The 22,032-nt window shown below is 69.4% G+C and carries 18 protein-coding genes and 3 pseudogenes; 11 read left to right on the top strand and 10 right to left on the bottom strand.

The genetic code is table 11. The features are described from left to right. Window positions 1-19: 19 nt before the first annotated feature. Window positions 20-787 (bottom strand): SDR family oxidoreductase, encoded by a 768-nt coding sequence (locus tag ACLJT4_RS28145; protein ID WP_411126375.1) that lies wholly within the window; start codon window positions 785-787, stop codon window positions 20-22. Between the two features lie 396 nt (window positions 788-1,183). On the opposite strand from ACLJT4_RS28145, the gene ACLJT4_RS28140 reads away from it, so the two are divergent. Both ACLJT4_RS28140 and ACLJT4_RS28135 read left to right on the top strand, forming a co-directional pair. Then, window positions 1,184-1,606 (top strand): hypothetical protein, encoded by a 423-nt coding sequence (locus ACLJT4_RS28140; protein ID WP_411126373.1) that lies wholly within the window; start codon window positions 1,184-1,186, stop codon window positions 1,604-1,606. Window positions 1,607-1,850: 244 nt separating this feature from the next. Then, window positions 1,851-2,414 (top strand): GNAT family N-acetyltransferase, encoded by a 564-nt coding sequence (locus ACLJT4_RS28135; RefSeq protein WP_411126371.1) that lies wholly within the window; start codon window positions 1,851-1,853, stop codon window positions 2,412-2,414. A gap of 88 nt (window positions 2,415-2,502) precedes the next feature. Here ACLJT4_RS28135 and ACLJT4_RS28130 read toward each other — a convergent pair whose 3' ends face one another. Then, window positions 2,503-2,874: a winged helix-turn-helix transcriptional regulator gene (locus ACLJT4_RS28130; protein WP_411126369.1), complete on the bottom strand. Its 372-nt coding sequence runs from the start codon at window positions 2,872-2,874 to the stop codon at window positions 2,503-2,505. 92 nt (window positions 2,875-2,966) lie between these two features. On the opposite strand from ACLJT4_RS28130, the gene ACLJT4_RS28125 reads away from it, so the two are divergent. Beyond that, complete coding sequence (locus tag ACLJT4_RS28125) at window positions 2,967-3,806, top strand: SDR family oxidoreductase (protein WP_411126366.1); 840 nt, start codon at window positions 2,967-2,969, stop codon at window positions 3,804-3,806. 269 nt (window positions 3,807-4,075) lie between these two features. On the opposite strand, the gene ACLJT4_RS28120 is transcribed toward ACLJT4_RS28125, so the two are convergent. Then, entirely contained in the window at window positions 4,076-5,335 is a 1,260-nt protein-coding gene (locus tag ACLJT4_RS28120) for a lanthionine synthetase LanC family protein (RefSeq protein WP_411126364.1), read from the bottom strand. 164 nt (window positions 5,336-5,499) lie between these two features. On the opposite strand from ACLJT4_RS28120, the gene ACLJT4_RS28115 reads away from it, so the two are divergent. Further along, window positions 5,500-5,970: a MarR family transcriptional regulator gene (locus ACLJT4_RS28115; RefSeq protein ID WP_411126585.1), complete on the top strand. Its 471-nt coding sequence runs from the start codon at window positions 5,500-5,502 to the stop codon at window positions 5,968-5,970. A 32-nt stretch (window positions 5,971-6,002) separates the two neighbouring features. Beyond that, window positions 6,003-6,590 (top strand): YbhB/YbcL family Raf kinase inhibitor-like protein, encoded by a 588-nt coding sequence (locus tag ACLJT4_RS28110; RefSeq protein ID WP_411126362.1) that lies wholly within the window; start codon window positions 6,003-6,005, stop codon window positions 6,588-6,590. Window positions 6,591-6,860: 270 nt separating this feature from the next. On the opposite strand, the gene ACLJT4_RS28105 is transcribed toward ACLJT4_RS28110, so the two are convergent. The 5 genes and pseudogenes from ACLJT4_RS28105 to ACLJT4_RS28085 all read right to left on the bottom strand — a co-directional run bounded on the left by ACLJT4_RS28105 (window position 6,861) and on the right by ACLJT4_RS28085 (window position 11,469). Beyond that, on the bottom strand, window positions 6,861-7,583 hold the full coding sequence (locus ACLJT4_RS28105; protein WP_411126360.1) for a dienelactone hydrolase family protein: 723 nt from the start codon (window positions 7,581-7,583) through the stop codon (window positions 6,861-6,863). A 299-nt stretch (window positions 7,584-7,882) separates the two neighbouring features. Further along, a complete protein-coding gene (locus ACLJT4_RS28100; RefSeq protein WP_411126358.1) occupies window positions 7,883-8,743 on the bottom strand; it encodes an oxidoreductase in 861 nt (286 codons plus the stop codon). After that, complete coding sequence (locus ACLJT4_RS28095) at window positions 8,730-9,587, bottom strand: helix-turn-helix domain-containing protein (RefSeq protein ID WP_411126356.1); 858 nt, start codon at window positions 9,585-9,587, stop codon at window positions 8,730-8,732. The genes ACLJT4_RS28100 and ACLJT4_RS28095 overlap by 14 nt, the downstream gene beginning before the upstream one ends. 267 nt (window positions 9,588-9,854) lie before the next feature. Beyond that, window positions 9,855-10,831: pseudogene (locus tag ACLJT4_RS28090) on the bottom strand (AraC family transcriptional regulator). A gap of 224 nt (window positions 10,832-11,055) precedes the next feature. Beyond that, complete coding sequence (locus ACLJT4_RS28085; RefSeq protein WP_411126354.1) at window positions 11,056-11,469, bottom strand: winged helix-turn-helix transcriptional regulator; 414 nt, start codon at window positions 11,467-11,469, stop codon at window positions 11,056-11,058. Between the two features lie 124 nt (window positions 11,470-11,593). Here ACLJT4_RS28085 and ACLJT4_RS28080 point away from each other — a divergent pair, with 124 nt between their 5' ends. The 6 genes and pseudogenes from ACLJT4_RS28080 to ACLJT4_RS28055 all read left to right on the top strand — a co-directional run bounded on the left by ACLJT4_RS28080 (window position 11,594) and on the right by ACLJT4_RS28055 (window position 18,756). Continuing rightward, window positions 11,594-12,445 carry an SDR family oxidoreductase gene (locus tag ACLJT4_RS28080; RefSeq protein ID WP_411126352.1) on the top strand — a complete coding sequence of 284 codons (852 nt, stop codon included), beginning with the start codon at window positions 11,594-11,596 and terminating at the stop codon, window positions 12,443-12,445. A 243-nt stretch (window positions 12,446-12,688) separates the two neighbouring features. Then, window positions 12,689-13,206: pseudogene (locus tag ACLJT4_RS28075) on the top strand (acyl-CoA dehydrogenase family protein); the annotation flags it as partial. A 155-nt stretch (window positions 13,207-13,361) separates the two neighbouring features. Then, window positions 13,362-13,559 (top strand): annotated as a pseudogene (locus ACLJT4_RS28070) (alkanesulfonate monooxygenase); the annotation flags it as partial. A gap of 278 nt (window positions 13,560-13,837) precedes the next feature. Then, window positions 13,838-15,184: a phospholipase D-like domain-containing protein gene (locus ACLJT4_RS28065; RefSeq protein WP_411126350.1), complete on the top strand. Its 1,347-nt coding sequence runs from the start codon at window positions 13,838-13,840 to the stop codon at window positions 15,182-15,184. A gap of 175 nt (window positions 15,185-15,359) precedes the next feature. After that, a complete protein-coding gene (locus tag ACLJT4_RS28060; RefSeq protein ID WP_411126348.1) occupies window positions 15,360-16,853 on the top strand; it encodes a bifunctional transcriptional activator/DNA repair enzyme AdaA in 1,494 nt (497 codons plus the stop codon). A gap of 355 nt (window positions 16,854-17,208) precedes the next feature. Beyond that, window positions 17,209-18,756 (top strand): MFS transporter, encoded by a 1,548-nt coding sequence (locus ACLJT4_RS28055; protein ID WP_411126346.1) that lies wholly within the window; start codon window positions 17,209-17,211, stop codon window positions 18,754-18,756. Between the two features lie 417 nt (window positions 18,757-19,173). On the opposite strand, the gene ACLJT4_RS28050 is transcribed toward ACLJT4_RS28055, so the two are convergent. Next, window positions 19,174-20,139: an alpha/beta hydrolase gene (locus ACLJT4_RS28050; protein WP_411126583.1), complete on the bottom strand. Its 966-nt coding sequence runs from the start codon at window positions 20,137-20,139 to the stop codon at window positions 19,174-19,176. 325 nt (window positions 20,140-20,464) lie between these two features. After that, entirely contained in the window at window positions 20,465-21,682 is a 1,218-nt protein-coding gene (locus ACLJT4_RS28045; protein WP_411126344.1) for a cytochrome P450, read from the bottom strand. Between the last annotated feature and the right edge of the window lie 350 nt (window positions 21,683-22,032).

Below are 22,032 nucleotides of genomic sequence, written 5' to 3'. Positions count from 1 at the left end.
TATTCATGCGCGCACAGGCTCATGGGGCAAGGGGGCCCAGGAAGGTTCCGCCCGAGACGTCGACGGTATGACCGGTCACCCAGCGGCCCTGCGGGCCGGCCAGGAACGCGACGACGTCCGCGACATCCTCGGGCTCGCCCAACCGCCCCAGCGCGGTGATCGATTCCAGCCCGGCCACCACCTCGGGGACGGAGGTGTAGCCGGCGATCATGTCGGTCCGCACGGCGCCCGGCGCGACCGTGTTCACCGTGATGCCGCGCCGGCCGAGCTCGTTGGCCAGCGACGGCGCCATCGACTCCAGTGCCGCCTTGCTGATCGTGTAGGCGATCTGGGTGGAGACCGCGAACCGGCTGGCCGTGGAGCCCATGTTGATGATGCGTCCGCCGTCGTTGAGCAGCGCCATCGCGCGTTGGATCACGAAGAACGGGGCGGCGACGTTGATGCCCATCAACCTGCCGAACTCCTCCTCGGTGACCCGCGAGATCGGGTTGCCCGAGCTGATGCCCGCATTGTTGACCAGGACGTCCAGCCCGGCCCCCGCCAGCCCCACGGTCAGCTCCTCGAACAGCCGGTCCACCGCGCCGTCCTCGCCGAACCGGGCCCGGATCGCGAACGCCCGGCCGCCCGCCTCCTCGATCCGCCCCACGACTTCCTCGGCCGCCTGGTCGTTGCCGCCGTAGTGGACGGCGACCAGCGCGCCCTCTGCCGCCAGCCGCAACGCGACCGCCCGGCCGATTCCCCGCGAGCCGCCGGTCACCAGCGCCGTCTTGCCAGTCAGAACGTTCATCGTCGCTCCCTGTTCGATGGCCGGTCCGCGGCGGATCCGGCGATGCCCCCACAGTCGCCGCCAGCCCTCACCGGAAGCTCACCACCGGCTCACCGGGTCACGTCGACGCCAGTCGACCAGACGATCGCACGGAACGCCGCCGTGCAGGTGGACGCCGTCCAAGGTCGCCGCCCCACCTCCGCTGCGACGACGCGAACGCGCCGGGACTGGACTCCAACGAGATGTGGCGGCTGCCGGTCTGATCAAGCGTCGGCGGCGCGTTTTGTCGTGGATTTGTAACGGGCAGGGGCGGGGCGCAACGAGCGAGGTGAACGGCCCGTCTGGATGATCAGCGAAGCGCACGAGGCGCTTTGACGAACGGATGGGTCTCGGGGAGATCCATGGGAGGGGAAGTCCATGACCAGGACGAAGAAGACCGGGATGAGGGCGCGCGGTGGCCGGGCGGCCATGGTCGGTGCACTGGGTCTGGCCGCGGTGACGCTGGCCGCCGGGCCGGCGTTCGCCAAGGGCAATGTGGACATCACGGCGCCGCACACGGCGAAGGTCGGCAAGACCATCACGGTCAGCGCGCACGGCGACGACGACAGCGCCGGCTACCTGCATCAGCTGTGCCTGGAAGAGAACGGCTTCGGCGAGGGATGGCACCAGGAAAACTGCAGCGCCGCCGTCAAGGGCGACGCGAAGGTCACCGCACGTGGCACTGCCGCGCGCCGCGGCGACCTGCAATTCCGTGCCGTGCTCTACGGCCTGACCAGCACGCACGACCAGCACCCGGTGCGCCTGCACGCCTCTGAGGTGGTGACGGTGCAGGTCCGCTGAGCCAGTAGCGCGGCCGCGGGCGGGGCACGACCACCGTCCACGGCCGCGCGGTTCACCGCGGGTTCGTTGTATCGGCCAACGTGGCTCTGCCAGGGTCTTGTTCGGCCGGACGTGGGTCGAAGTCCCTCTCAGCTGCGACCGGTTGACGGAATCCGCCGTCCCGCGAGAGGTGTTCGCTCCGAGCCGTCCAGGGCTGTGGGGCGCGCAGGAGTGGGACCCGACTCGCTTCGGGCATGATCGAGGCATGGACACCTACCTTGAGACCGAGCGCCTGGCCCTGCGCCGCTTCACCGCCGATGACGCGGACCTGCTGATCGAGCTGGACAGCGACCCGGCGGTGATGCGCTACCTGACCGGCGGCCGTCCGACCGCACCGGAGCTCGTCCGTGAGCGCCAACTGCCGAACATCCTCGCCGGCTACGAGAAGTGGGGCGGCGACCTCGGACTGTTCGCCGCGCACGAGAAGGACGGCGGCGCGTTCATCGGCTGGTTCATCCTGCGCCCCGAGTCGAACGGCCCGCTGGACGAGGTCGAACTCGGCTACCGGCTGAGGCAGGCGGCCTGGGGCAGGGGATATGCCACCGAGGGCTCGCGGGCCTTGCTGGGCAAGGCATTCACGGAGCTCGGTGTGCGCATGGTCTGGGCTGAGACGATGACGGTGAACCACGGTTCGCGCAACATCATGGAGAAGCTCGACATGACGCTCGCGCATGCCATCCCCACTCCCTCCGACATGGAGATGATCGAGGGCGCCGAGCACGGAGGCGTACGGTACGAGATCACCAAGGAGCAGTGGGAGCAGCAGTAGCCAGTGCGCGAACGGCCGTTCTGATACGCCACCCACTGGTTGACGAGGTCGACGGAGCGGTGGGCCGGCCTGGCCGACCGCCACCGCACTATGCCTGGCTGCGCGGCGGCAGCCGCTGGGTGATCCGGTCGAACAAGTCCGTCAGCGGTTCGCTGACTTCCCGACCGAACCCGGACAGCCCGTAGGTGACCTGGGGTGGCGTCGTCGGCTCCACCTCCCGCCAGACCAGGCCGTCCTGGACCAGTGCACGCAGGGTCTGCGCGAGCATCTTCTCGCTGACACCCTGGATGCTGTCGCGCAGCTCGTAGAACCGAAGGTCGTTGCTCCGCAAGGAGATCAGCACCCAGATGCCCCACCTGCTGGTGACGTGGTCGACCATGTCGCGCGCGGGGCAGTCAGTGTGAAACACCTCATACCGCTTGCCCGCCTCGACCTGCGTCAGCTGCGCACCTTCCCTCATGTCTGGAGCTTACCTCTAGGTATGTTCTTACGAAAAGTAAGCCGGGCTCCTAGCGTCAATTCCCGCAGTGCACAACGAACTAGGAGCTGGACATGATTGTGGTGACCGGGGCTACCGGGAATGTGGGCCGACCTCTGACGCAGGCCCTGGCCGAGGCGGGGGAGCAGGTGACGGCGGTGTCGCGGCACGCGGTGGCGATGCCTGACGGAGTCCGGCACGTGGCGGCCGACTTGTCCGAGCCGACAAGCCTCACCCCCGCGTTGGACGGGGCGAAGGCGCTGTTCCTCCTGCTGTCCGGCGATCTGCACGCCCCCGAAGCAAGGCCGACCGACATCATCGACCTGGCCGCGGCCAGTGGGGTCCGCCGGGTCGTCCTGCTGTCTTCGCAGGGCGTGGCGACCCGGCCGCTCGGCCCGTCGCGCGTCGCGATGCGCGCGGTGGAGGACGCGTTGCGCGGGTCCGGCCTGGACTGGGCCGTCGTACGACCGGGCGGCTTCGCATCCAACGCCTTCGCCTGGGCGGAGTCCGTCCGCACGCAAGCGACGGTCGCCGCACCCTTCGGCGACGTAGGGGTGCCCGTCATCGACCCGGCGGACATCGCCGAAGTCGCGGCGGCCTGCCTGCTGGACGACCGGCACACCGGTGGGGTGTACGAGCTGACCGGGCCGGAGGTCATCACGCCGCGTCAGCAGGCCGAGGTGATCGCCGCCGCGCTCGGCTCGCCCGTGCGGTTCCACGAACTCACCCGCGACGAGGCCAAGGCCACGATGACCCAGTTCGTGCCGGTGGAACTCGCCGACGACACCCTGGACATCATCTCCGCCCCGAACCCGGCCGAACTCCGCATCAGCCCGGACGTGGAACGCGTCCTCGGCCGCGCCCCGCGCCCCTTCAACGACTGGGTCGCCCGCAACATCGCCGCTTTCCGCTGAGGCGCAACTCTCAACTGGAACGCCCGGGCAGTCTCGTGCGACCGCAATCGTACGAGGCTGCCCACCTCCGTAGTGCCACAGCCATCGGTGGTACCGCAGCCATCGGCGGTACCGTCGTCGTCGGCGGTACCGTCGTTGTCGGCGCGCCAGGCGCTGGGCCGCTCAGGGCCTCACACCGGGCCCTACAGAACAGACCACCGCAGGTCCGGCCCCCCAGTTCAGCGCACCGTCGACCGTGCCGAGCCTCGGGCCAGGAAGGATGCGTGGCGTTACCGCCGTGCCGGCGGCGGCTGGTCCGGCCAGGTGACTGCATACGTCGGGTCGGCCCCGCGCCAGACACGCACACAGCGCAGCAGTTCGCGAACGATCCCGGCGTTGCCCGATGCCCAGCCGGTCCGGGGTTCGAGGGCGCTTGGAGTGGCTCGGTGCTCGACGTTGGACCATCGGGCTCCGTCCTGGTCGCGGGTCGCGCGGGCGAGGAGATCGGTGACGAGGAGCCGTGCGAAGTCGGGGCGGTCCTCCTGTTCGGCGATGCGGTCGCAGGCCAGCGCCAGCACGCCAGCCGTGCCGCAGCACCGTCCGTTGTTGTCCCAGAAGCCAGGCCGCAGCCGGCGTGGCAGTCCGGACCGGGTCACGGTGTGCCAGCAGTTGTCGACGTGGGTTTGCCACGTGGGTTCGTCGAGGACGCTGCGAAGCAGCCGGAACACGTGCGCGTCGCCGGTCGGGCCGTGGCACCAGCCGTAGCTGTAGCGCGCGGTGAGGTCCGGATGGTCTTGTGGGTCGGAGTGAGGAACGAGGAAGGCGGTCGAGCCGGCTTCGTTGCGTGTCACGACGTCCGCGGCACCCGCCCGCGCCAGGTCGACCAGATCCGTCCGACCGGTGGCCCGCCCAACGCGGGCCAGTCCGTAGACGATGCCGAGCGTGCCGTGCGCGATGTGGTGCAGACGCGACGTCCGGCCTCGTTCCGACTCCCAGTGAACGCCTGCCGCGGTCTGCTCGGCAGCGCGCAGGTAGGGCTCCATCGCGCGTATCGCGAGATCCGCATCACCCAATGACAGAGCACCCAGGGCTATTCCGGCGTTGCCGACCATCAGGTCGAACCAGTCGCCCCAGCGTGTGCCATCGAAACGTGCGCGCACCTGGTCCAGGGCCCGACACGCGGCGGCGCCGGCCGGCGGAGCGCCGAGTTCGTCGTGGACCGCCCGTAGGACGAGCGCCATGCCGGTCAGGCCGAAGTACAGGGAGTTGTTTTCATGGCCGTCGACGCCGGCGGACACGCTGCGGGCAGCGCGCACGGCGGCATCGGCGTACCGGTCGTCGCCGAAGTGCCGCCATGCTTCCAGGAGAGCGGCAATGACGCCTGCCGTGCCGCTGTAGAACGTCGGGGAGGTTTCCCGGTCGGACGGTGCGGCAGCCCAGGCCAGTCCGTCGGCTCCGCTCTCCCGCGCGTTTCGGAGGAGCCAGCGCAGCGCATCCGTCGCCAGTCCTTCCGCCTCGCCTGCCACTGAGATCGTCACATCCGCCGTCATGGGCGCTCACTGTGGCATGTCACTCCGCTCTCGCCCAGACAGTTGTCAGCCGGCAGATGGTGGTGGTGATCCGAACAGCGAGACTCCCACGCCGAGGCCGCCACGCCTAAGAAATAGTTGATATGCAACAATCTTTCTGAGGCTCTCCAGGGGCCTCCCGGCCACTGGAGGACGCCCTGACCCCCGACTCGCACTCGAACGGTGCCTCGTCCGCACAGGCATGGGCCGCCGTCCACGCGTTCATCACCGGCCAGGACCGACGCCGCGCGCTGCGCAGGGAGCTGGACCTCGGCCCGGGGCACGCAGAGCAGTTGATCAACCTCATGCGAGCCCCGATGACGATGCGCGAGATCGCCCAAGCCGCCGCGGTAGACCCCTCCGCGGCCACCGTCGCGGTCGATCGGCTGGAGCGGCGGGGCCTGGTGCGCCGCGAGAGCCACCCCGACGACAAGCGTCGCAAAGTCGTCCACCTCACCGACCTCGGCCGGCAGACCGCCGCAGCCGCCGAGCGCCTCCTCACCGAGCCGCCCCGCGCCTTCACCGAGCTCGATGCCGACGACCTCGCCGCGCTCGCCCGCATCTTCACCACGCTGAACTCAGCAGCGGACCCCGCAACCGCCGCCGAGCGACCCTGACCGGCCCCCACACCAAGGAAAGAGAAGGACCCATGGCCGTACTCGGCACCCTCTTGCGCAACCGCCGCCCCGACGAACGCAACCACGCCTGGAACCAGGCCAACCTGTTCGGCCCGCAGACCCTCACGATCATCAGCCGGGACTTCTCCGACGACGGCACCCTGCCCCTGAAGCACAGCGGCACCCGCGTCGGCGGCCAGAACATCTCCCCCCACCTGACCTGGAGCGCACCGCCCACCGGGACGTCCGAGCTCCTGCTCGTGGTCGAGGACGTCGACGTCCCCCTCGGGGCGAACCCCGCCGTTCACTGCCTCGCCCTCATCGACGAGACGCGCCTGCCGAGCCCACACGAACTGCCGCCCGGCGCCCTCGGCAAGAAAACCCCAGCGCCGGGCGTGACGCTCTTGCGCTCGTTCATCAGCCGCGGCTACTACGGACCCGAGCCGCTCAAGGGCCACGGACCCCACCGCTACGTCTTCGAGCTCTACGCGCTGGGCACGAGCCTGCTGGACCGCCCGGACCGCGACGCCCTCACCAAGACCCGCCCCCGCCGCCTCCTGGCCTCCCTCGACGCACCAGTCCTGGCCCGCGGCCGCATCACCGGAATCAGTCAACGCTGAACAGCACCCGGGGTTCCGGCCGAACTGCTCGCGCGGCTACGCGCCAGCGCCCGCGCGGGGCGGCAGGACCGACAGCACCGGTACACGAGCTTGGCAAGCGCTCGAAGCCTCGGCGGGAACCAACAGTTCATGGCGTCGGGTACCGCGGGCCCCGCCGAATTGGCAGGGCCCGCGGTGGGGACAGAGCCGAGGAGGGCCGGAAGCTGCCCTCGACGAGCAGCATTCCGGCCGTCAGCACCTACCGTCTGCCGTCGGCCTGGCGACCCGGTCCTACTTCAGGTGCCGGTCGTAGAACCGGCCCCCGTCCTCCAGCTCGAACCACGGGGTGCCGACGTGCCCGCCCATGTTGGCGTGCAGCGTCTTCTCCTTGGTGCCGAAGGCGTCGAACAGGTCCAGGGCCCGCTGCCGTGGGTTCCCTTCGTCGTCCCACTGCACTAGGAACAGCAGCGGAACGGTGACCTGCCGGGCCTCCTCGCGCTGGGCGCGGGGCACGTAGCCGCCGGCGAAGAATCCGGCGGCCGCGATGCGGGGCTCGGTCACCGCCAGCCGGATGCCGAGGGCGGTCCACCCCGAGTACCCGACCGGGCCGCCGATCCCGGGCAGTGCAAGGAGGGCGTCCAGGGTGGTCCGCCATTCCGGGGTCGCCTTTTCGACCAGCGGGCCGATGAAGGACTCGAAGATCTCGTCGACCGGCTCGCCGGCCTGCATCGCCCGGTGGAGGTCGGCGCGAGCCTGCTGGTCGGTGGCGGAACGGGGTCGGTCACCGCACCCGGCGGCGTCGATGGTGGCCACCGCGTAGCCGGACGCCGCGGTGTGCCGGGCCCGGGCCACCAGCCGGGGTTCCCCCTTGGGCAGGCCGTTGTTGTGGGCCATCAGGATCAGCGGCGCCGATGCGGCGGACTCAGGCGTCCACAGGGTGCCGGGGATCTCGCCGAGGGTGAATTCGCGCTCGACGACGCCGTCGTCGAGGCGTCGTTCGGAAGTGAAGTGCATGGTCGTGCCTTTCGGGAGGGCTCTTGAACGGCGCTCCCGGACGACCTACCGTCCGACCGTGATCCCGGAGGGGAGCACCCATGTCGATACTGCGTTCACGGGTACCACCTCCTTGTTCTCTCGCACGGCCTCCGGAAACGTAGCAGCGGTAGCCGTGCTCCGCCAAACGGTTTCCTGCGCGGGCTCAGTGGCCGGATGCGATGGAGTCGGAACACCACACGGAGCACCTTGGGGCCTCGGGGCTCAGCAGCGCCTCCCAGGGCGGCGCCGCCAGCCCTGGAGGTGGGAGAGGTGCGTGGTCAGCTCGCGGTGCGCTCTGTGGGGAAGTCGGCGTTGAGCGTCACCTCCCGCCAGTCGTCGAAGGCGGTTTTGAGGGAGTCGAGCTTGGCGGTGGCGTCGTCGTATGCGGCTTTGCCCAGTAGCAGTCGTAGCGGGGGCTTTTCGGCCGAGACGGCGTCGATGACGGCCTGGGCGGCGCGTGCCGGATCGCCGGGCTGCTGGCCGTAGGTGGCCAGGGTGCTGGCGCGTCGGGTGCCTGCGGTGGGGGCGTAGTCGTCGATGGTTGTGGCGGACTGGCGCATGGAGGGGCCGGACCAGTTGGTGCGGAATGCGGCGGGTTCGACGACCGTCACGTTGATGCCCAGCGGGGCGACCTCGGCGGCGAGGGACTCGGAGAGTCCCTCCACGGCGAATTTGGTGGCGTGGTAGTAGCCGGTGGCGCCGAAACCGACGAGGCCGCCGAGGGAGGAGATGTTCACGATGTGGCCGGACCGCCGGGCTCGCATGCCGGGCAGGACTGCCTTGGTGGTGTTGACCAGGCCGAAGACGTTGGCGTCGAACAAGGCGCGAACCTCGTCGTCCTCGCCCTCCTCGACGGCCGCGAGGTACCCGTAGCCGGCGTTGTTGACCAGTACGTCGATCCGTCCGAAGACTGCCTGTGCCTGGGCGACCGCCTTCGCGATCTGGTCGGCGTCGGTGACGTCCAGTGTCAGGGCGAGGGCGCGTTCCTCGTGCCCGGCGACCAGGTCGGCGAGCTTGCCGGCATCCCGGGCGGTGACCACGGCACGCCACCCGTGTTCCAACACGGTGCGGGCGAGTGCCCGGCCCAGGCCGGAGGAGCAGCCGGTGATGAACCACACGGGTGAGTCAGGGGAGTTCATGCAGGAGGTGTCCTTCATCTTGAATGTCGTGGAGATCGGTGAGGGCGAGGCTGCCCAGCAGGGCCAGCGACTGTTCGGCGGGGCTGCCGGGTTCGGCCCGGTAGACCACCAGGTGCTGGCCGGGGGCACTGTTGACGGAGAAGGTCTCGAAGTCCACGGTGAGGTCGCCGACCAGTGGATGCCGGAATCGCTTGGCCGAGGCCGTCTTGGCCCGTACCTCGTGGAGTGCCCACATACGGGCGAAGTCGGGGCTGTGCACTGACAGTTCGCCGACCAGTTCCCGCAGTCGCTGATCGTCCGGGGCGGGGTTGGCGGCCCGCAGTGCGGCCACGCAACCTTGCGCTACGACAGCCCAGTCACGGTAGAAGTCCCGGGCGGCCGGGTTGAGGAACATGGCGGTGATCAGGCTGGTCTCGCTGCCGAGCCAGGAGAACAGTGCCTCGCCCAGGGAGTTGGTCGCCAGCAGGTCGACGTACCGGCCGTAGACCAGAGCCGGGGTGTCCGTCCAGGTGTCCAGCAAGGACACCAGTTGTGGGCTGGCGTACTCCCGAGCGGGCCGGGGCCGCCGGCGCCGCGGCGGATCGACCATGGCGCGCAGGTAGGCGGCTTCCTCGTCCTCCAACAGGAGTGCGGTCGCCAGGGACCGCAGGACCTGGGACGAGGGATTGCGTTCGCGTCCCTGTTCCAACCGCACGTAGTAGTCGGTACTCACCCCGGCGAGGACGGCAACCTCCTCACGGCGCAGACCAGGAGTACGGCGCGCCCCCGCGGGCATCCCGTGGTCCTCAGGGCGTACCAGCGCGCGGCGGGCCCGCAGGAACTCACTCAGCCGGTTCTTGTCCATGTCGACCAACGTAGGGGGCGGAACCGCGAACAGGGTGGTCCTGCCACACCCACCCACCCCGACACCGCCGGTCGCTCGACGCGAGGACCGTCGAGGACTTCCTGACGCCCCTCGCGCCTGCCACCGCGACCGGACCACCCGCCCCGTTCGGCCCGCCGCCCCCCGCACTGCTCGCCGTGGTGCGTTCGCCGCGCCCCGACCCTGTACCACAGGCGCCAACTCGCCTTGAAGGATCCCGAACCGCCATCGATCGGCTCGGACACACGGCTACTCGGACTCAAGCGTGGATCGGTAGTCGCTGGGCGGCATGCCGTAGGCGGTGCGGAAGGCGCGGGTGAAGTCGGCAGCGCGAGGGAAGCCCCAGCGGGCGGCGATGGCGTGGAGGGGGGTGGTGCGCAGAGCCGGGTCGGCAAGGTCGCGGCGGACGTGGTCCAGGCGCTGCTGGCGGATCCAGGCCGCGACCGTTTCGTCTTCGTGTCGGAAGAGGCGGTGCAGGTAGCTGGTGGAGATGTGGTGCGCGGCGGCGATGGAAGCCGGCGTCAGTTCCGGATCATGCAGGTTTCCTTGGGCGAAGGCACGGATGCGTAGGACGAGGGTCTGCTGGTGGGTTTCCGGGGAGAGGAGGGTGTCGGCGTCGAGGGCGTGAGCGAACAGTGCGGACAGGAGGTCCACCACGACCTTCCCCAAACGGGGTCCGTCGGCAGGCTGGTACGCATGGGTGCCGTTCGCCAACTGAGTGAGCAACTGTGCCAGTAGGGCGCCAAACCCTTCCTCGGCCGACAATCGCAGCCCGGTCAACCGGTCGAGGAAGGGCCCGGAATCGGGAGCAGCGCCGCGGGTACTTCCAGCCCTACTCCTGTGTGCAGACCATCGGAACCTTCGATGGAGCGGATCTCGAACGGGTCAGAGGTTTTGACCACGTTCAGGCTGTACGGGGCATATGACGCATCATCCCGTTCCCTGCTGACATGCAGCGTCCCCTTGAGCGGGAGAGTCAGGTGCAGTCCTTCGGGGTCCGACTCCCGGATGAGTCGAGGGGTGCGCCGAAACAGCACCGGTTGGAACGACGCCGGCCACACCGATACGGCACCGAGGCTCAACGTGCGTTGGACGACACGGAAATCGTCCCGGTAGTCGCTGAACACGTCCACCGGCGCGTGCGTTTGGCCAACGAGCGTGCTCCAGCCGTCGAACCTGTCCGCAATCGGCACGTCCTCACTCCGGTACACCGACTCGACCAGCATCGGCACCCCCTCCTCCCGTGTCTGCTGGCAGCCAATCTGACAGGTAACGACGAGGGTGCACAACGCACCTTGGTGCCCGGACCGACCTCGTCGTGTGCGTTCGAGAGCGGTCGCCGTGACCGTTCTCGAACGCTTTCGACCCGACTGCCGGGCTGCAGTCCAGCCCCCCTCCTGACCACCTCCCGCCCCTGGTTGGACAGGGTCGTGGCGGAGGTGGGGCCGCGTCAGGGGCGGGGGGAGTCCTTGCGGCCATGCTGGTCGGTCGGGTCGGTGTCGTACACGGTCCGGGCCGCCTGCACGCGGGCCGCGTTGGTCTTGGACCAGTCGGCGATGGTGGTGGTGAGTACTTCCGCTTCGCGGCCCAGGTCGGTGAGGGCGTATTCGACCCGTGGGGGGATGGTCGGGTAGGCGGTGCGGCCGACCAGGCCATCGCGTTCGAGGTTGCGCAGTGCCTGGGTGAGGGACTTCTGGGTCACGCCCTCGATGTGGCGGCGTAGTTCGGTGAAGCGGAGGGGCCGGTCGCGCTGGCCGAGCACTCCCAGGACGTAGAGCGACCACTTGTTCGCCAGCACGCTCAGAACCGTGCGTGACGGGCAGTCCTTCGAGTAGGCGATCTTCGAGTCAGAGTCGGTATCCATTAGGTACCTATATATCCAAACGGTGCCTACTTCACAATGGATACCGGCCGTGTGCAGGCTATGCAGGGAAGTGCGCCGCACTGCGGAGCAGATCACTCCCCTCGAAGCTGACGACGGAGACACCATGATTTTGGTAACCGGAGCGACCGGCAAGATCGGCGTTGAAGCGGTCCGGATCCTGGCTCGCAAGGGTCTTCCCGCCAGGGCCCTGGTGCGGGACGCGTCGCGCGCCCCGCAGGACGGAAGTTGGAGCGGCGTCGAGATCGCCGTGGGTGACTTCGACCGGCCGCAGACGCTGGACGCGGCAGTGGCCGGTGTCGATACCCTGCTGCTCATCAGCCCTTCGGCCCCTGACCAGGAGATCGCGGCCATCGACAGCGCCATCGGTCACGGCGTGCAGCACATCGTCAAGGTCACGAACCACAAGGCGACCGAGGATTCTCCCGTCGACCGCCGCCGCGACCACGCGCGGATCGAGACCCACCTCAAAGCGAGCGGACTGGCGTACACGCTGCTCGCGCCGAACCTCCTCCTGCAGAACCTGTTCCTCGTTGCTCCGGTGATCAAGCAGACGCGCGGGTTCGTGATGTCCGCCGGTGACGGGCAGTTCGGCGCGATCGATTCCCGCGACGTGTCCGCAGCCGCGGCGGCCGTGGCAGCCGCTCCCACCGGCCATGTGGGACGCACCTATTTGCTGACCGGTCCGGAGCTTGTCACCTACGCCGACGTGGCCGCCGAGCTGACCCGCGCCCTGGGCCACGAGATCGCGTACCACCGGGTCACGCCCGAACAGCACCGCGAGGCAATGGTCCGGGCAGGGCTCCCCGAACCGGTCGCCGCCTCCAACTCCCAGGTCTTCGGGCTGATCGCCGAGGGAGATGCGGCGTGGCTGTCCGGTGACATCGCCACCCTGACGGGCCGTAGCCCCCGCAGTCTGCGTACCTTCGTCGCCGACCATGTCGGTGCGTTCGAGTAGACGTTCTCCGTCAGGGTGCTTGCCGCGCGGCAGCACCAGCGCAGCGACCGGCGATGCCGGACGGGAGGCGGTGGTCTGTTGTCCTGGCCTGTACGAGGCCGCCGGCGACACTCCCACCGGCACCGAGGCCGCAGTCCCTCGACCGGCCCCCGTGCCGCTGCCGAGACGGTCCTGGAGCAGCTTTCGCACCGGCCTGACCCCTCGGTCCGCGCGTTCAAGCGTCAGGCGGCGCCGTTCAGTGTCTACAACACCCTCAACGTCCCCACCATCCAACTGGTCTTCGTCAGCTTCTACCTCGGCATCGCGGGCGGCGCCCTGCAGACCGCGGCCACCTACACCCGCGAGAAGTCCCGGTCCTGGCTGCACGGCGGCCACGACCGCGCCGTCGACGAGCCGCACGTCATCGACACCTACAGCGACCTCACCGCGAAACTGTGGGCCGTGGAGGCACTCGCCGACACCGTCGCCGTCGAGGGACAGCGCCTGCACGACGACCCCGACGCGGTCACCGAGCAGGCGCGCGGCGCATTCGAGTCCGGGTGGCCGCGGTCAAGGCCCGCGCCACCGACGTCGCCCTGGAGATCTCCAGCCGGATATTCGAGGTCACCGGCGCCCGCGCCACGACCACCACCGAGGGCCTGGACCGGTTCCGGCGCAACGTCCGCACGCACACCCTGCACGACCCCGTCGCCTACAAGCGGCACGAGGTCGGCCGCTGGGTCCTCGAAGGCACGCTGCCCGAACCCACCTGGTACTCCTGACCGCCGCGGGGCGCCGTCGCCGGGTGACGGCGCCTCGCCCCCCCCCGAATCGAGGGCCCATGGCCACCGTCCTGTCCGTCTCCGGCAGCCCCTCCGCCACCTCCCGCACCAACCGCCTGCTGCGCCACCTCGACCTACGGCTGACCGCCCAGGGCCACGAGGTGATCACCGAGCGGATCACGGAGTACGCCGCCCTGGGCATCGAGGAGTTCGTGCTCTCCGGCTACCCGCACTTGGAAGAGGCGTACTGGTTCGGCGAGGGCGTCCTGCCCCGACTGGCGACCGCGGGCCTGTGGACGCCCCCACACGGCACGCCCACCACCGACGCCGCACGCGTGCCGTTCGCCGGCTGACCACCCCGAACACAGCCGCGCCCTTGGAGTGCCACCCTTCCCCGAGCGCCGCCGCCCATCCGCGCCACCGGCAGGCGGCCCCGCCTGTGCCAGGCCCGGGCGGTCCGCGTAGAACGTCCTGCACCACATCGGGAGCCCCGGGAGGCCAGTCAGGCGCCCGGGGCTCCGGCCGTAGCGGCCGCCATTGACGCGCCCGTAGGGAGACACCTCGGTCAAGTCCGTCCGCCCATAGGGCCGTTGTCGATATTGTCTGAACTTTGGATTCAGGGAGGGACTCCATGCCATTACCCATATCCCCGGCCCCGCGTCTGCGCCGCATGCGGCTCCGCGCGGCCGGCGCGCTCGCGTTGTGCGCCGCGGCGGCGCTCCTGCCACCGGCATCCGGAGCGCGGGCCGCCGCGGCCCCGGCTGGCGCGCAGACCGCCGCGACCGGTGCGTCGGCCGTGTTCAGCAGTCCGGCCGCGCCGGCCGGGATCAAGAACCGCGTGCTCGACCTCATCGGCCGCACCGCGCCCGGCGCCGACATCCGCGTGGCGATGTACATCTTCAACGACACCGACATCTCCGCCGCCCTGAACGCCGCCGCCGACCGCGGGGTGCACGTCAAGGTGGTCGTCGACTCGATCTCGGGGCAGAGCTCCACGCACTACGCGGCTTTCGCCGCCCTCAAGTCCCATCTGGGCAGCTCGACTTCGGCCAACTCCTATGCCGTCTCCTGCCCCGCCAAGCGTGGCTGCATCGGGATCGCCACGAACGGCGACTCGATCAACCACAACAAGTTCTTCCTCTTCTCCAAGCTCACCGACGGCACCACCGACGTCGTCCTCCAGTCCTCGGAGAATCTCGACGCCCGGCCGTCCGTCGGCGGGTACGGCGCGTGGAACAGCGCTACCCAGATCAACGCGAACCCCGGTCTGTACGACGGCTATGCGTCGTACCACTCCGACCTCGCCGCGATGAAGGCGAACAACAACTACTACCGTACGGTCGAGTCGGCGAACGCCAAGGCGTACTTCTTCCCCGAGGCATCGCAGAACCCCGACTGGCCGTCCGAGCCGACCACCGATGCCGTGATCAACCGCCTCAACGGCGTGGTCTGCAAGGGCAACACGCCTGGCTGGGGCACGGAGGACGGCCGGACCGTCGTACGCGTCGGCATGAACCTCTTCAGCCGCTACGAGATCGCCAAGAAGCTCCAGTCCCTCGACCAAGAGGGCTGCTGGGTCGAGGTGCTTCACCAACTCCCCAAGGGATACGCCTCCGAGGGTCCCACCGGCTCGACCCGCAAGACCCAGGCGGCCCTCACCGCCCCGTTCAACGCGTACAACGGCCCGGTCGTGCACACCTTCCCCGAGTCGGCGAACGACGCCACGCCCTTCCACTCCAAGTTCCTCCTGGTCAAGGGCGGTTACGACGACGGCTCGGCGAAGGTGAAGGACCGCAAGATCCTCTGGACCGGCAGTCACAACTACACCTTCAACTCCCTGCGCTACAGCGACGAGGCATTCGTGAAGCTGGAGGACAGCTCGGTGTACGACGCGTACGAGGCTTTCTTCAAGTCGGCACTCCCGAACGCCACCTGCACCTGGGTCCAAGGCACCTGGACCCCGAGCAACTGCTCCTGAGGAATCACCTCGGGGCGCCCCACCCGTTCGGCCCGCCACCCGCTTCCGCCTTCCCCCGGTCTGGCTGCCTGACCGTCAGCATCGACTGCCGTGCTCGCCTCCCGCCAGGAGGAGAGCATCCTGGATGTCCGATAGCTGCCAGCGCCTTTCCCTCCCTCCTGGAAAGGTCTTTTGCGTGCTTGACTTCGAACGCTGCTGGCGGGCCACACTGAGCCGGGACACCCGTTTCGACGGGCTGTTCTACTCCGCTGTGGTGACCACCGGCATCTACTGCCGCCCGAGTTGCCCTGGCTGCCCCATGCGCAAGAACGTCCGCTTCTACCGAAGCGCGGCGGCCGCCCAGGACGCCGGCTACCGGGCCTGCAAGCGGTGCAACCCCGACGCCAGCCCGGGATCGCCGGAATGGAACCTGCGAGCCGACGTCGTAGGCCGGGCCATGCGCCTGATCGCCGACGGCGTCTGCGACCGCGACGGTGTGGCCGGACTGGCCGCCCAACTCGGCTACACCACACGGCACCTGCACCGTTTGCTCACGGCCGAAGTCGGAGTCGGCCCACAAGCCGTCGCCCGCGCTCAGCGGGCCCAAACCGCCCGCATCCTGCTGGAGACGACCGATCTGCGCATCACCGACGTGGCGATGGCTGCGGGCTTCTCCAGCGTGCGCCAGTTCAACGACACCATCGCATCCGTCTTCGACCGTACTCCCACGGCCCTGCGGGACATGGCCACCTCGCCTGCCGGTCACGCCGCCGGAACGATCACGGTGCGTCTTTCGGTCCGGGAGCCCTTCGACGGACCGGCTCTCCTACGATTCTTCGCCGTCCGAGCGATCCCAGGCATGGAAGAGGTCGACACGGGCACCTACCGCAGGAGCCTGCGGCTACCCCACGGAGCGGGCGCGATCGCCCTCACCCCGCACCCCGGCTACGTCGCGGCACAGTTCCGCTTGGAGGACATACGGGATCTGGCCACGGCCATCCACCGCTGTCGCCGATTGCTCGACCTGGACGCCGACCCACTGGCCGTCACGGAACTCCTCACCAGCGAACCTCTGATGGCTCCCTTGGCCGCTGCCAACCCTGGCCTGCGCGTTCCCGGCGCGGCGGATCCCGAGGAACTGCTCCTGTGCACTGCCCTTCGGCAAACCATGCCCGCGCCTCAGGCCACGATGGCCCTGGCAGCACTGGCACGTCGCTTCGGCCGACCCCTGCCGATCCCGATCGGACTGGTCACCCACCTGTTCCCCACTGCCCAAACCCTGGCCGAGGCACCGACGACCGACCTACTCCCAGACGAGGCAGCCGAACTCCTGCGCCGCATCGCCACCGACCTGGCCACGGGAGACCTGACACCGAGCGACGGCCATGACCGTGCGGAGACCGAGCGCCAGCTGATGAAGGCCGGCCTGAGCGGAGACGGAGCCGCCTACCTCGTCATGCGAGCCCTCAAAGACCCCGACGTCTTCCTCACCCAGGCACCGGCGACCGGCCGGGCGCTGCAGAGCCTGGGCCAGCCGACCGGCCTGGCTCCGACGATGCGCCGCGCCGAACACTGGCGCCCCTGGCGCTCCTACGCCCTCATGCAGCTGTGGAACCTCCACCCCGGCGACACCCAGATCTTCGCGCCGACGCACCGGACATCACCACGGTCAGCGACTTTGACCGCATGATCTCCACTCCCGTCCACGCGAATAGGCAAAGACGAGGGCGAGAAAGGAGGTCATGCCACTCCAGAATCGCATGACGCCATACCGTGAAATCGAAGCCGTCCCCAGCCAAGGGTCCCTGCTTGGTAACCGCGGGCGTCTGCACAACAAAAGTCAAGAGCTGACCAGAATGGGCGAACGGTTAACCGGATCTCATGTCTCTGGGCTCTCCTGTCAGATCTGGCACGGGCCGGACAGAGACGGCGGCCTTCACCGGGGAGCCTTCCGCCGCATGAGGGACTGAGAAACCTCGCACCGCGGGCGCACCCCCAATGCACCCTGAAGCTGAACTAGGAATTACATGCCCCCGAAACTGCGCATGAGCTACGCGGTCAGCACACTGATCGTCAGCAGCGTGACGACGTTTCTGCTCCCCTTGGACTACACGGTCGCCTCGGTCGCCCTGCGAGACATCCATCGCGATTTCTCCGTCAGCTTCAGCGACCAACAGTGGGTGATCAACGGCTACACCATGGCCTTCGCCGCTCTGCTGATGGCCGGCGGCGGACTGGCAGACCTCTTCGGCCGTCGGAGGGTCTTTCTGTCGGGACTCGCCCTCTTCAGTGCCGCGTCCCTGCTCGCCGGCCTGGCCCCCGCCATGCTCTGGCTCAACGTCGGACGGGTCGCCCAAGGTATCGGTGCAGCAGGGATGTTCAGCTCCTCGCTCGCCCTCCTCGTCCAGGAGTTCACGGGACCTCGCCGTATCCATGCCTTCGCGGTCTTCGGCGTCGCCTCCGGTCTGGGCGCATCCCTGGGACCGTTCATCGGTGGACTCGCCGTGGACCTGGGTGGCTGGCGATGCGCCTTCCTGCTCAATGCGCCGTGCGGCATCGCCATGCTCATCCTGGGACTGACGCGCACTCGGGAGTCCAAGGACCCCCAGGCCACCCGCCTGGACCTCAAAGGTCTGGTGCTCTTCAGCGGAGCGGTCCTGTTGGCGGTCTACTCCATCGTCATGGCGCCGCAGGTCGGCTGGACCAGTTTCGCCATCATCGCTGCGGTGGCCGCAGCGGCCGTGCTCGCCATCGCCTTCGTCCTCGTGGAACTGCGGCAGACCTACCCGCTGATCGACCTGCGACTTTTCACCCAACGCACGTTCCTCGGGGCCAGTCTGGCTCCCCTGGTGTTGTCCGTCGCCTTCTGGGGTCTGTTCCTCTACACGCCGCTCTACTTCCAAGGCGTACTCGGCTACAGCCCTCTGCAGGCAGGAATGGCGATGCTGCCCTTCGCCATCCCCTTGTTCGGCGCAGGCCCTCTGGGAGCACGCCTCGCCAACCGCATCTCTTCGCGCGCTCTACTCGTCATTGGCCAACTCCTGGTTGCAGCCGGAGCAACTCTCCTGGCCCTCGCCCCACTTGACAGCGACTGGACCAACTATGCGATCGGCGGACTGGTCAGCGGCCTGGGAACAGGATTGATCAACGGCGAGATGAGCAACGTGGCCATCAGCATCGTGCCCGCTGCTCGGTCCGGTATGGCCTCCGGCATCAACGCCACCATGCGCATCGTCGGCATGAACGTCGGCTTCGGAGGCATCGGCGCGGTCATGGCCGTAGCCGTCTCCCTCGACCTGACCGCCCAGGCCAGTCGGATCCACGGCCTGCACCAAAACCTGAGCGCCCTGGCCATCGAAGTGGCCACAGGAAACATCAACGGCACGGCGGACGCTGTGCCGGCCCCCGTGCGCGCCGGCTTCCGTGCGGTAGCCGGCCACGCCTTCGCCACCGGCATGCGCACTGCCTTCATCGTCGGCGCGTGCGTAGCTCTTCTGGGCGCCGTCGCCAGCTTCGCGCTCATCCGCCGACCCCCGCCCGCCACGGCGCCGGAGCCTGCTGGGGCGCAACCGCTCGCCGACGCAGAGCCGTAAACAGACCCCGCGATCCCTCTTCCCAGAGGGATGCGGTCTCTCGGGCGGAGCCCATCCCCGAGCCCGGTGGGTGCCCGAATCTCCCAGAGCACCCACCGGGGCATTTCTCTGTCTCGCATCGGCGCCTTCCTCGACGGTTACGAACCGTACTGAACCGCTGGAACATGCCTCAGGCTGCCCTGCCCCCTGAGGCCCTGCCCCCTGCTGGACGCGGTCCCGTCGATCCGGGGGCTGGAGTGACGCCCCGCCGTAGGCCCCGGCGGCTGTGCGCCGACCGGGGCTACGACGTCGACACGCACCGCGGCTCGCAGCCCGCTGTGGAAGCGCGGAACCTCGTTCCGAAATGATCGGTCGTCCGGCGAGCACCAGACCCCACGAGGCCGGTGGGGGAGCGGATCGTGGGGGAGCGGTGTGGGTTCACCGGTTGAGGATGCGGCGTAGCCAGCGGACGCGGGCCTGGCGGGCGTCGCGGGCGACGGCGGTATCGGGTGCGATCTGGTCGAAGCCATGGAATCCGCCCGACCAGATATGGAGTTCGGCATCGCCTCCGACCTGCCAGATGCGGGTGGCGTAGGCGATGCCCTCGTCGCGGTAGGTCTCGGCTGCGCCGGCGTCGATGTAGGCCGGCGGCAGGCCGGACAGGTCGGTGGCGCGGGCGGGTGCCGCATAGGGCGGGACCCGGTCGGTGCCGCGGGCCTCGCCGAGCAGCGACGTCCAGCCGACTTCGTTGGCGCGCCGGTCCCACACGCCGTGGCCGGCCATCTGCCGGGCGGAGGGGGTGTTGTTGCGGTCGTCGAGCATGGGGCACATGGCCAGCTGGCCGGCGAGGCGTGGCCCGCCCCGATCGCGCGCCATGAGCGCGACGGCCGCGGTCAGCCCGCCGCCCGCGCTGCCGCCCGCCATCACGATCCGTTCCGGGGTGCCGCCGATCTCGGCGGCGTGCCGTGCCACCCACACCAGGCCTGCGTAGCAGTCCTCGACGGCCGCCGGGTACGGGTGCTCGGGAGCCAGGCGGTAGTCGGCGGAGACCACGACGAGCCCGAGGGGTGCGGCCCACTCGCGCAGGATGCCGGCCATGCCGGTGCGACCGGTCCCGCCGATCATGCCGCCGCCGTGCAGGTGGTAGATGACGGGTGCGCCGTCGGACAGGCCCGCCGGGCGAGCGATCAGCAGCGGGACGTCCGGCGCTCCGTCGGGTCCCGGTACCGCACGCTCCACCACCTCGAAGCTCCCGCCGCCGCGAAGTTCCTCCAGTGTGGGATCGGGAGCGGTCTCGGTGAGGTGCGCGCGCCACCGCGGCACGTCCGCGGGCGACGACGGCTCGGCGCCGCGCAGGTCGCCCAGCCAGTCCAGGACGATTGCTGCTTCCGGGTCGAACGCCACGGGAGCGGGCCGGTCTTCCTGATCCGGCTGATTCGCCGGGGCCGCGGATGCCTCGGTAGTCGCGGGGGTCTCGGGAGCGGTGGAGGCGGCCGGATCGGTCGGAGGTGTTGGGCCGTCGATCCGTGGGGGAGTTGTGGGGTTCTGTTGTGGGGCGTTGTCCGGCAGGGGACGGGTGTTCATGGATTCCTCTCTCTGGACGGGGACGGGCCGTGCGTCGGAACGTTCCGGGTGTGCGGGCAGCCGAGCCGAGCGGGGCCGGTGAGGAGCATGCAGGCGGCCAGGGGCGCACAGGTTGCAGGAACGCTCCGGCGGCGGGGAGTTCCAGTCACCAGGTGACGGGCAGCTCGTGCACGCCGTAGGCGATCATGTCGTGTTTGAAGCGGATGTCCTCGTCCGGGAGCGTGGTGCGCAGCCCGGGGAAGCGGCGCAACAGGGCCGGGTAGGCGAGTTGGAGTTCCTTGCGGGCCAGGTTCTGTCCCAGGCACTGGTGGGTGCCGTAGCCGAACGCGAGGTGTCCGCGTACGTCCGGCCTGCCGATGTCGAACCGATCGGGGTCGCGGAAGGCGGCCGCGTCGCGGTTGCCTGAGGCGTTCGGCACGATCACACCCTCGCCCGCGCGGATGAGCTGGCCTGCGATCTCGACGTCTTCCGTGGCGACCCGGGACAGCCCGTTCTGGGTGATGGACAGGTAGCGCAGCAGCTCTTCGACGGCCGACGCCACCCGGGCGGGATCGTCGCCGTCCCGGACGACGGCGAGCTGGTCGGGGTTGCGCAGCAGCACCAGTGTCCCGAGGGCGAGCTGGTTGGTGGTGGTCTCGTGCCCCGCGACCAGCAGCGTCATCGCGGTCTCGACGAGGAGCGCGGGAGTGAGTTCGCCGGTGCGCATGCGGGTGACGACCAGGGAGCTGAGCAGGTCGGCACCCGGATCGTCGTCCTTGCGCCGGATCAAGTCGCCGAGGAAGTCGGCGAGTTCGGTGCGGGCGGCGGTGAACTCCTGCACGGTGCTCTCCCGGGAGATCATCGTGCCGGCCGCGCGCTGGAAGAGGGCATGGTCCTGCCGGGGGACGCCGAGCAGTTTGCTGATGACCAGGGAGGGCATGGGCAGCGCGAAGGCTGCGACCAGGTCGGTCGGCGGCCCGGCGGCCTCCATCCGGTCCAACAAGTCGTCGATGATCTGCACCAGTCGCGGAGTCATCGCGGTGACCTGTTTGACCGTGAAGCGTCCGATGAGCATGCGGCGTTGACGTGCATGCTCCGGATCGTCCTGCATGCTCAGGGCCTGCACCTCCTCGCGGCCCTGGGCTTTGAAGCCCTCGGTCGGTGCGGGAAATCCGGGCCTGCTCGGGTCGGCGCTGAAGCGCGGGTCGGCCAGCACGGCGCGCTGGTCCTCGTGACGGGTGACGAGCCAGGGCGTCTGTCCGTCCCAGATCCGTACCCGGACGAGCGGGGCCTGCGCGCGTAACGCGGCGAAGTGCGGCGGCGGGTCGAAAGGGCAACCGGGGGCGCGGTCGAGGGGGAAGTCGGGAATCGTGGTGTGCGGCACTGGTGTCTCTCCTCATGATCAAAGCGTGATGGGGGAAGCGGCCGGCTGCGGGGCCAACGCCGGCCCCTTGGGGACGCGTGGCGTACCGCAGCGGGCGGGCAGGCACGGTCACCTCCGGCAGCCGAAGCCGACCGGGGCTGACCCGCACGGAGAACAACAGGTTCGAAGGCCGACAGCGACACCCCACGGCACCACGCGAAGTGACAGTCCGTCATATTCCATGAGGAGACCGATATCGCGCGGCGCGCCGCTGACCCGGTCCCGCCCAGCGCGATGCCGCCGCTACCCGCGCGCGCCCTTCGTTGCTCCGCACCCGGCACGAAAAGGATCAGCGCAAACGGTGCGGAAGG

The sequence above is a fragment of the Streptomyces sp. x-19 genome, from assembly GCF_046549115.1.
GTDB lineage: Bacteria > Actinomycetota > Actinomycetes > Streptomycetales > Streptomycetaceae > Streptomyces > Streptomyces albulus_C.
The sequence above is the reverse complement of the archived record's forward strand: the minus strand, read 5'-3'. Positions and strand labels throughout refer to the sequence as shown.

What these genes read in the sequence shown, in the direction of transcription:
- ACLJT4_RS28145 (WP_411126375.1), bottom strand. Translation starts at nt 787, where the DNA reads ATGAACGTTCTGACTGGCAAGACGGCGCTGGTGACCGGCGGCTCGCGG.
- ACLJT4_RS28140 (WP_411126373.1), top strand. Translation starts at nt 1,184, where the DNA reads ATGACCAGGACGAAGAAGACCGGGATGAGGGCGCGCGGTGGCCGGGCG.
- ACLJT4_RS28135 (WP_411126371.1), top strand. Translation starts at nt 1,851, where the DNA reads ATGGACACCTACCTTGAGACCGAGCGCCTGGCCCTGCGCCGCTTCACC.
- ACLJT4_RS28130 (WP_411126369.1), bottom strand. Translation starts at nt 2,874, where the DNA reads ATGAGGGAAGGTGCGCAGCTGACGCAGGTCGAGGCGGGCAAGCGGTAT.
- ACLJT4_RS28125 (WP_411126366.1), top strand. Translation starts at nt 2,967, where the DNA reads ATGATTGTGGTGACCGGGGCTACCGGGAATGTGGGCCGACCTCTGACG.
- ACLJT4_RS28120 (WP_411126364.1), bottom strand. Translation starts at nt 5,335, where the DNA reads ATGACGGCGGATGTGACGATCTCAGTGGCAGGCGAGGCGGAAGGACTG.
- ACLJT4_RS28110 (WP_411126362.1), top strand. Translation starts at nt 6,003, where the DNA reads ATGGCCGTACTCGGCACCCTCTTGCGCAACCGCCGCCCCGACGAACGC.
- ACLJT4_RS28105 (WP_411126360.1), bottom strand. Translation starts at nt 7,583, where the DNA reads ATGCACTTCACTTCCGAACGACGCCTCGACGACGGCGTCGTCGAGCGC.
- ACLJT4_RS28100 (WP_411126358.1), bottom strand. Translation starts at nt 8,743, where the DNA reads ATGAACTCCCCTGACTCACCCGTGTGGTTCATCACCGGCTGCTCCTCC.
- ACLJT4_RS28095 (WP_411126356.1), bottom strand. Translation starts at nt 9,587, where the DNA reads ATGGACAAGAACCGGCTGAGTGAGTTCCTGCGGGCCCGCCGCGCGCTG.
- ACLJT4_RS28085 (WP_411126354.1), bottom strand. Translation starts at nt 11,469, where the DNA reads ATGGATACCGACTCTGACTCGAAGATCGCCTACTCGAAGGACTGCCCG.
- ACLJT4_RS28080 (WP_411126352.1), top strand. Translation starts at nt 11,594, where the DNA reads ATGATTTTGGTAACCGGAGCGACCGGCAAGATCGGCGTTGAAGCGGTC.
- ACLJT4_RS28065 (WP_411126350.1), top strand. Translation starts at nt 13,838, where the DNA reads ATGCCATTACCCATATCCCCGGCCCCGCGTCTGCGCCGCATGCGGCTC.
- ACLJT4_RS28055 (WP_411126346.1), top strand. Translation starts at nt 17,209, where the DNA reads ATGAGCTACGCGGTCAGCACACTGATCGTCAGCAGCGTGACGACGTTT.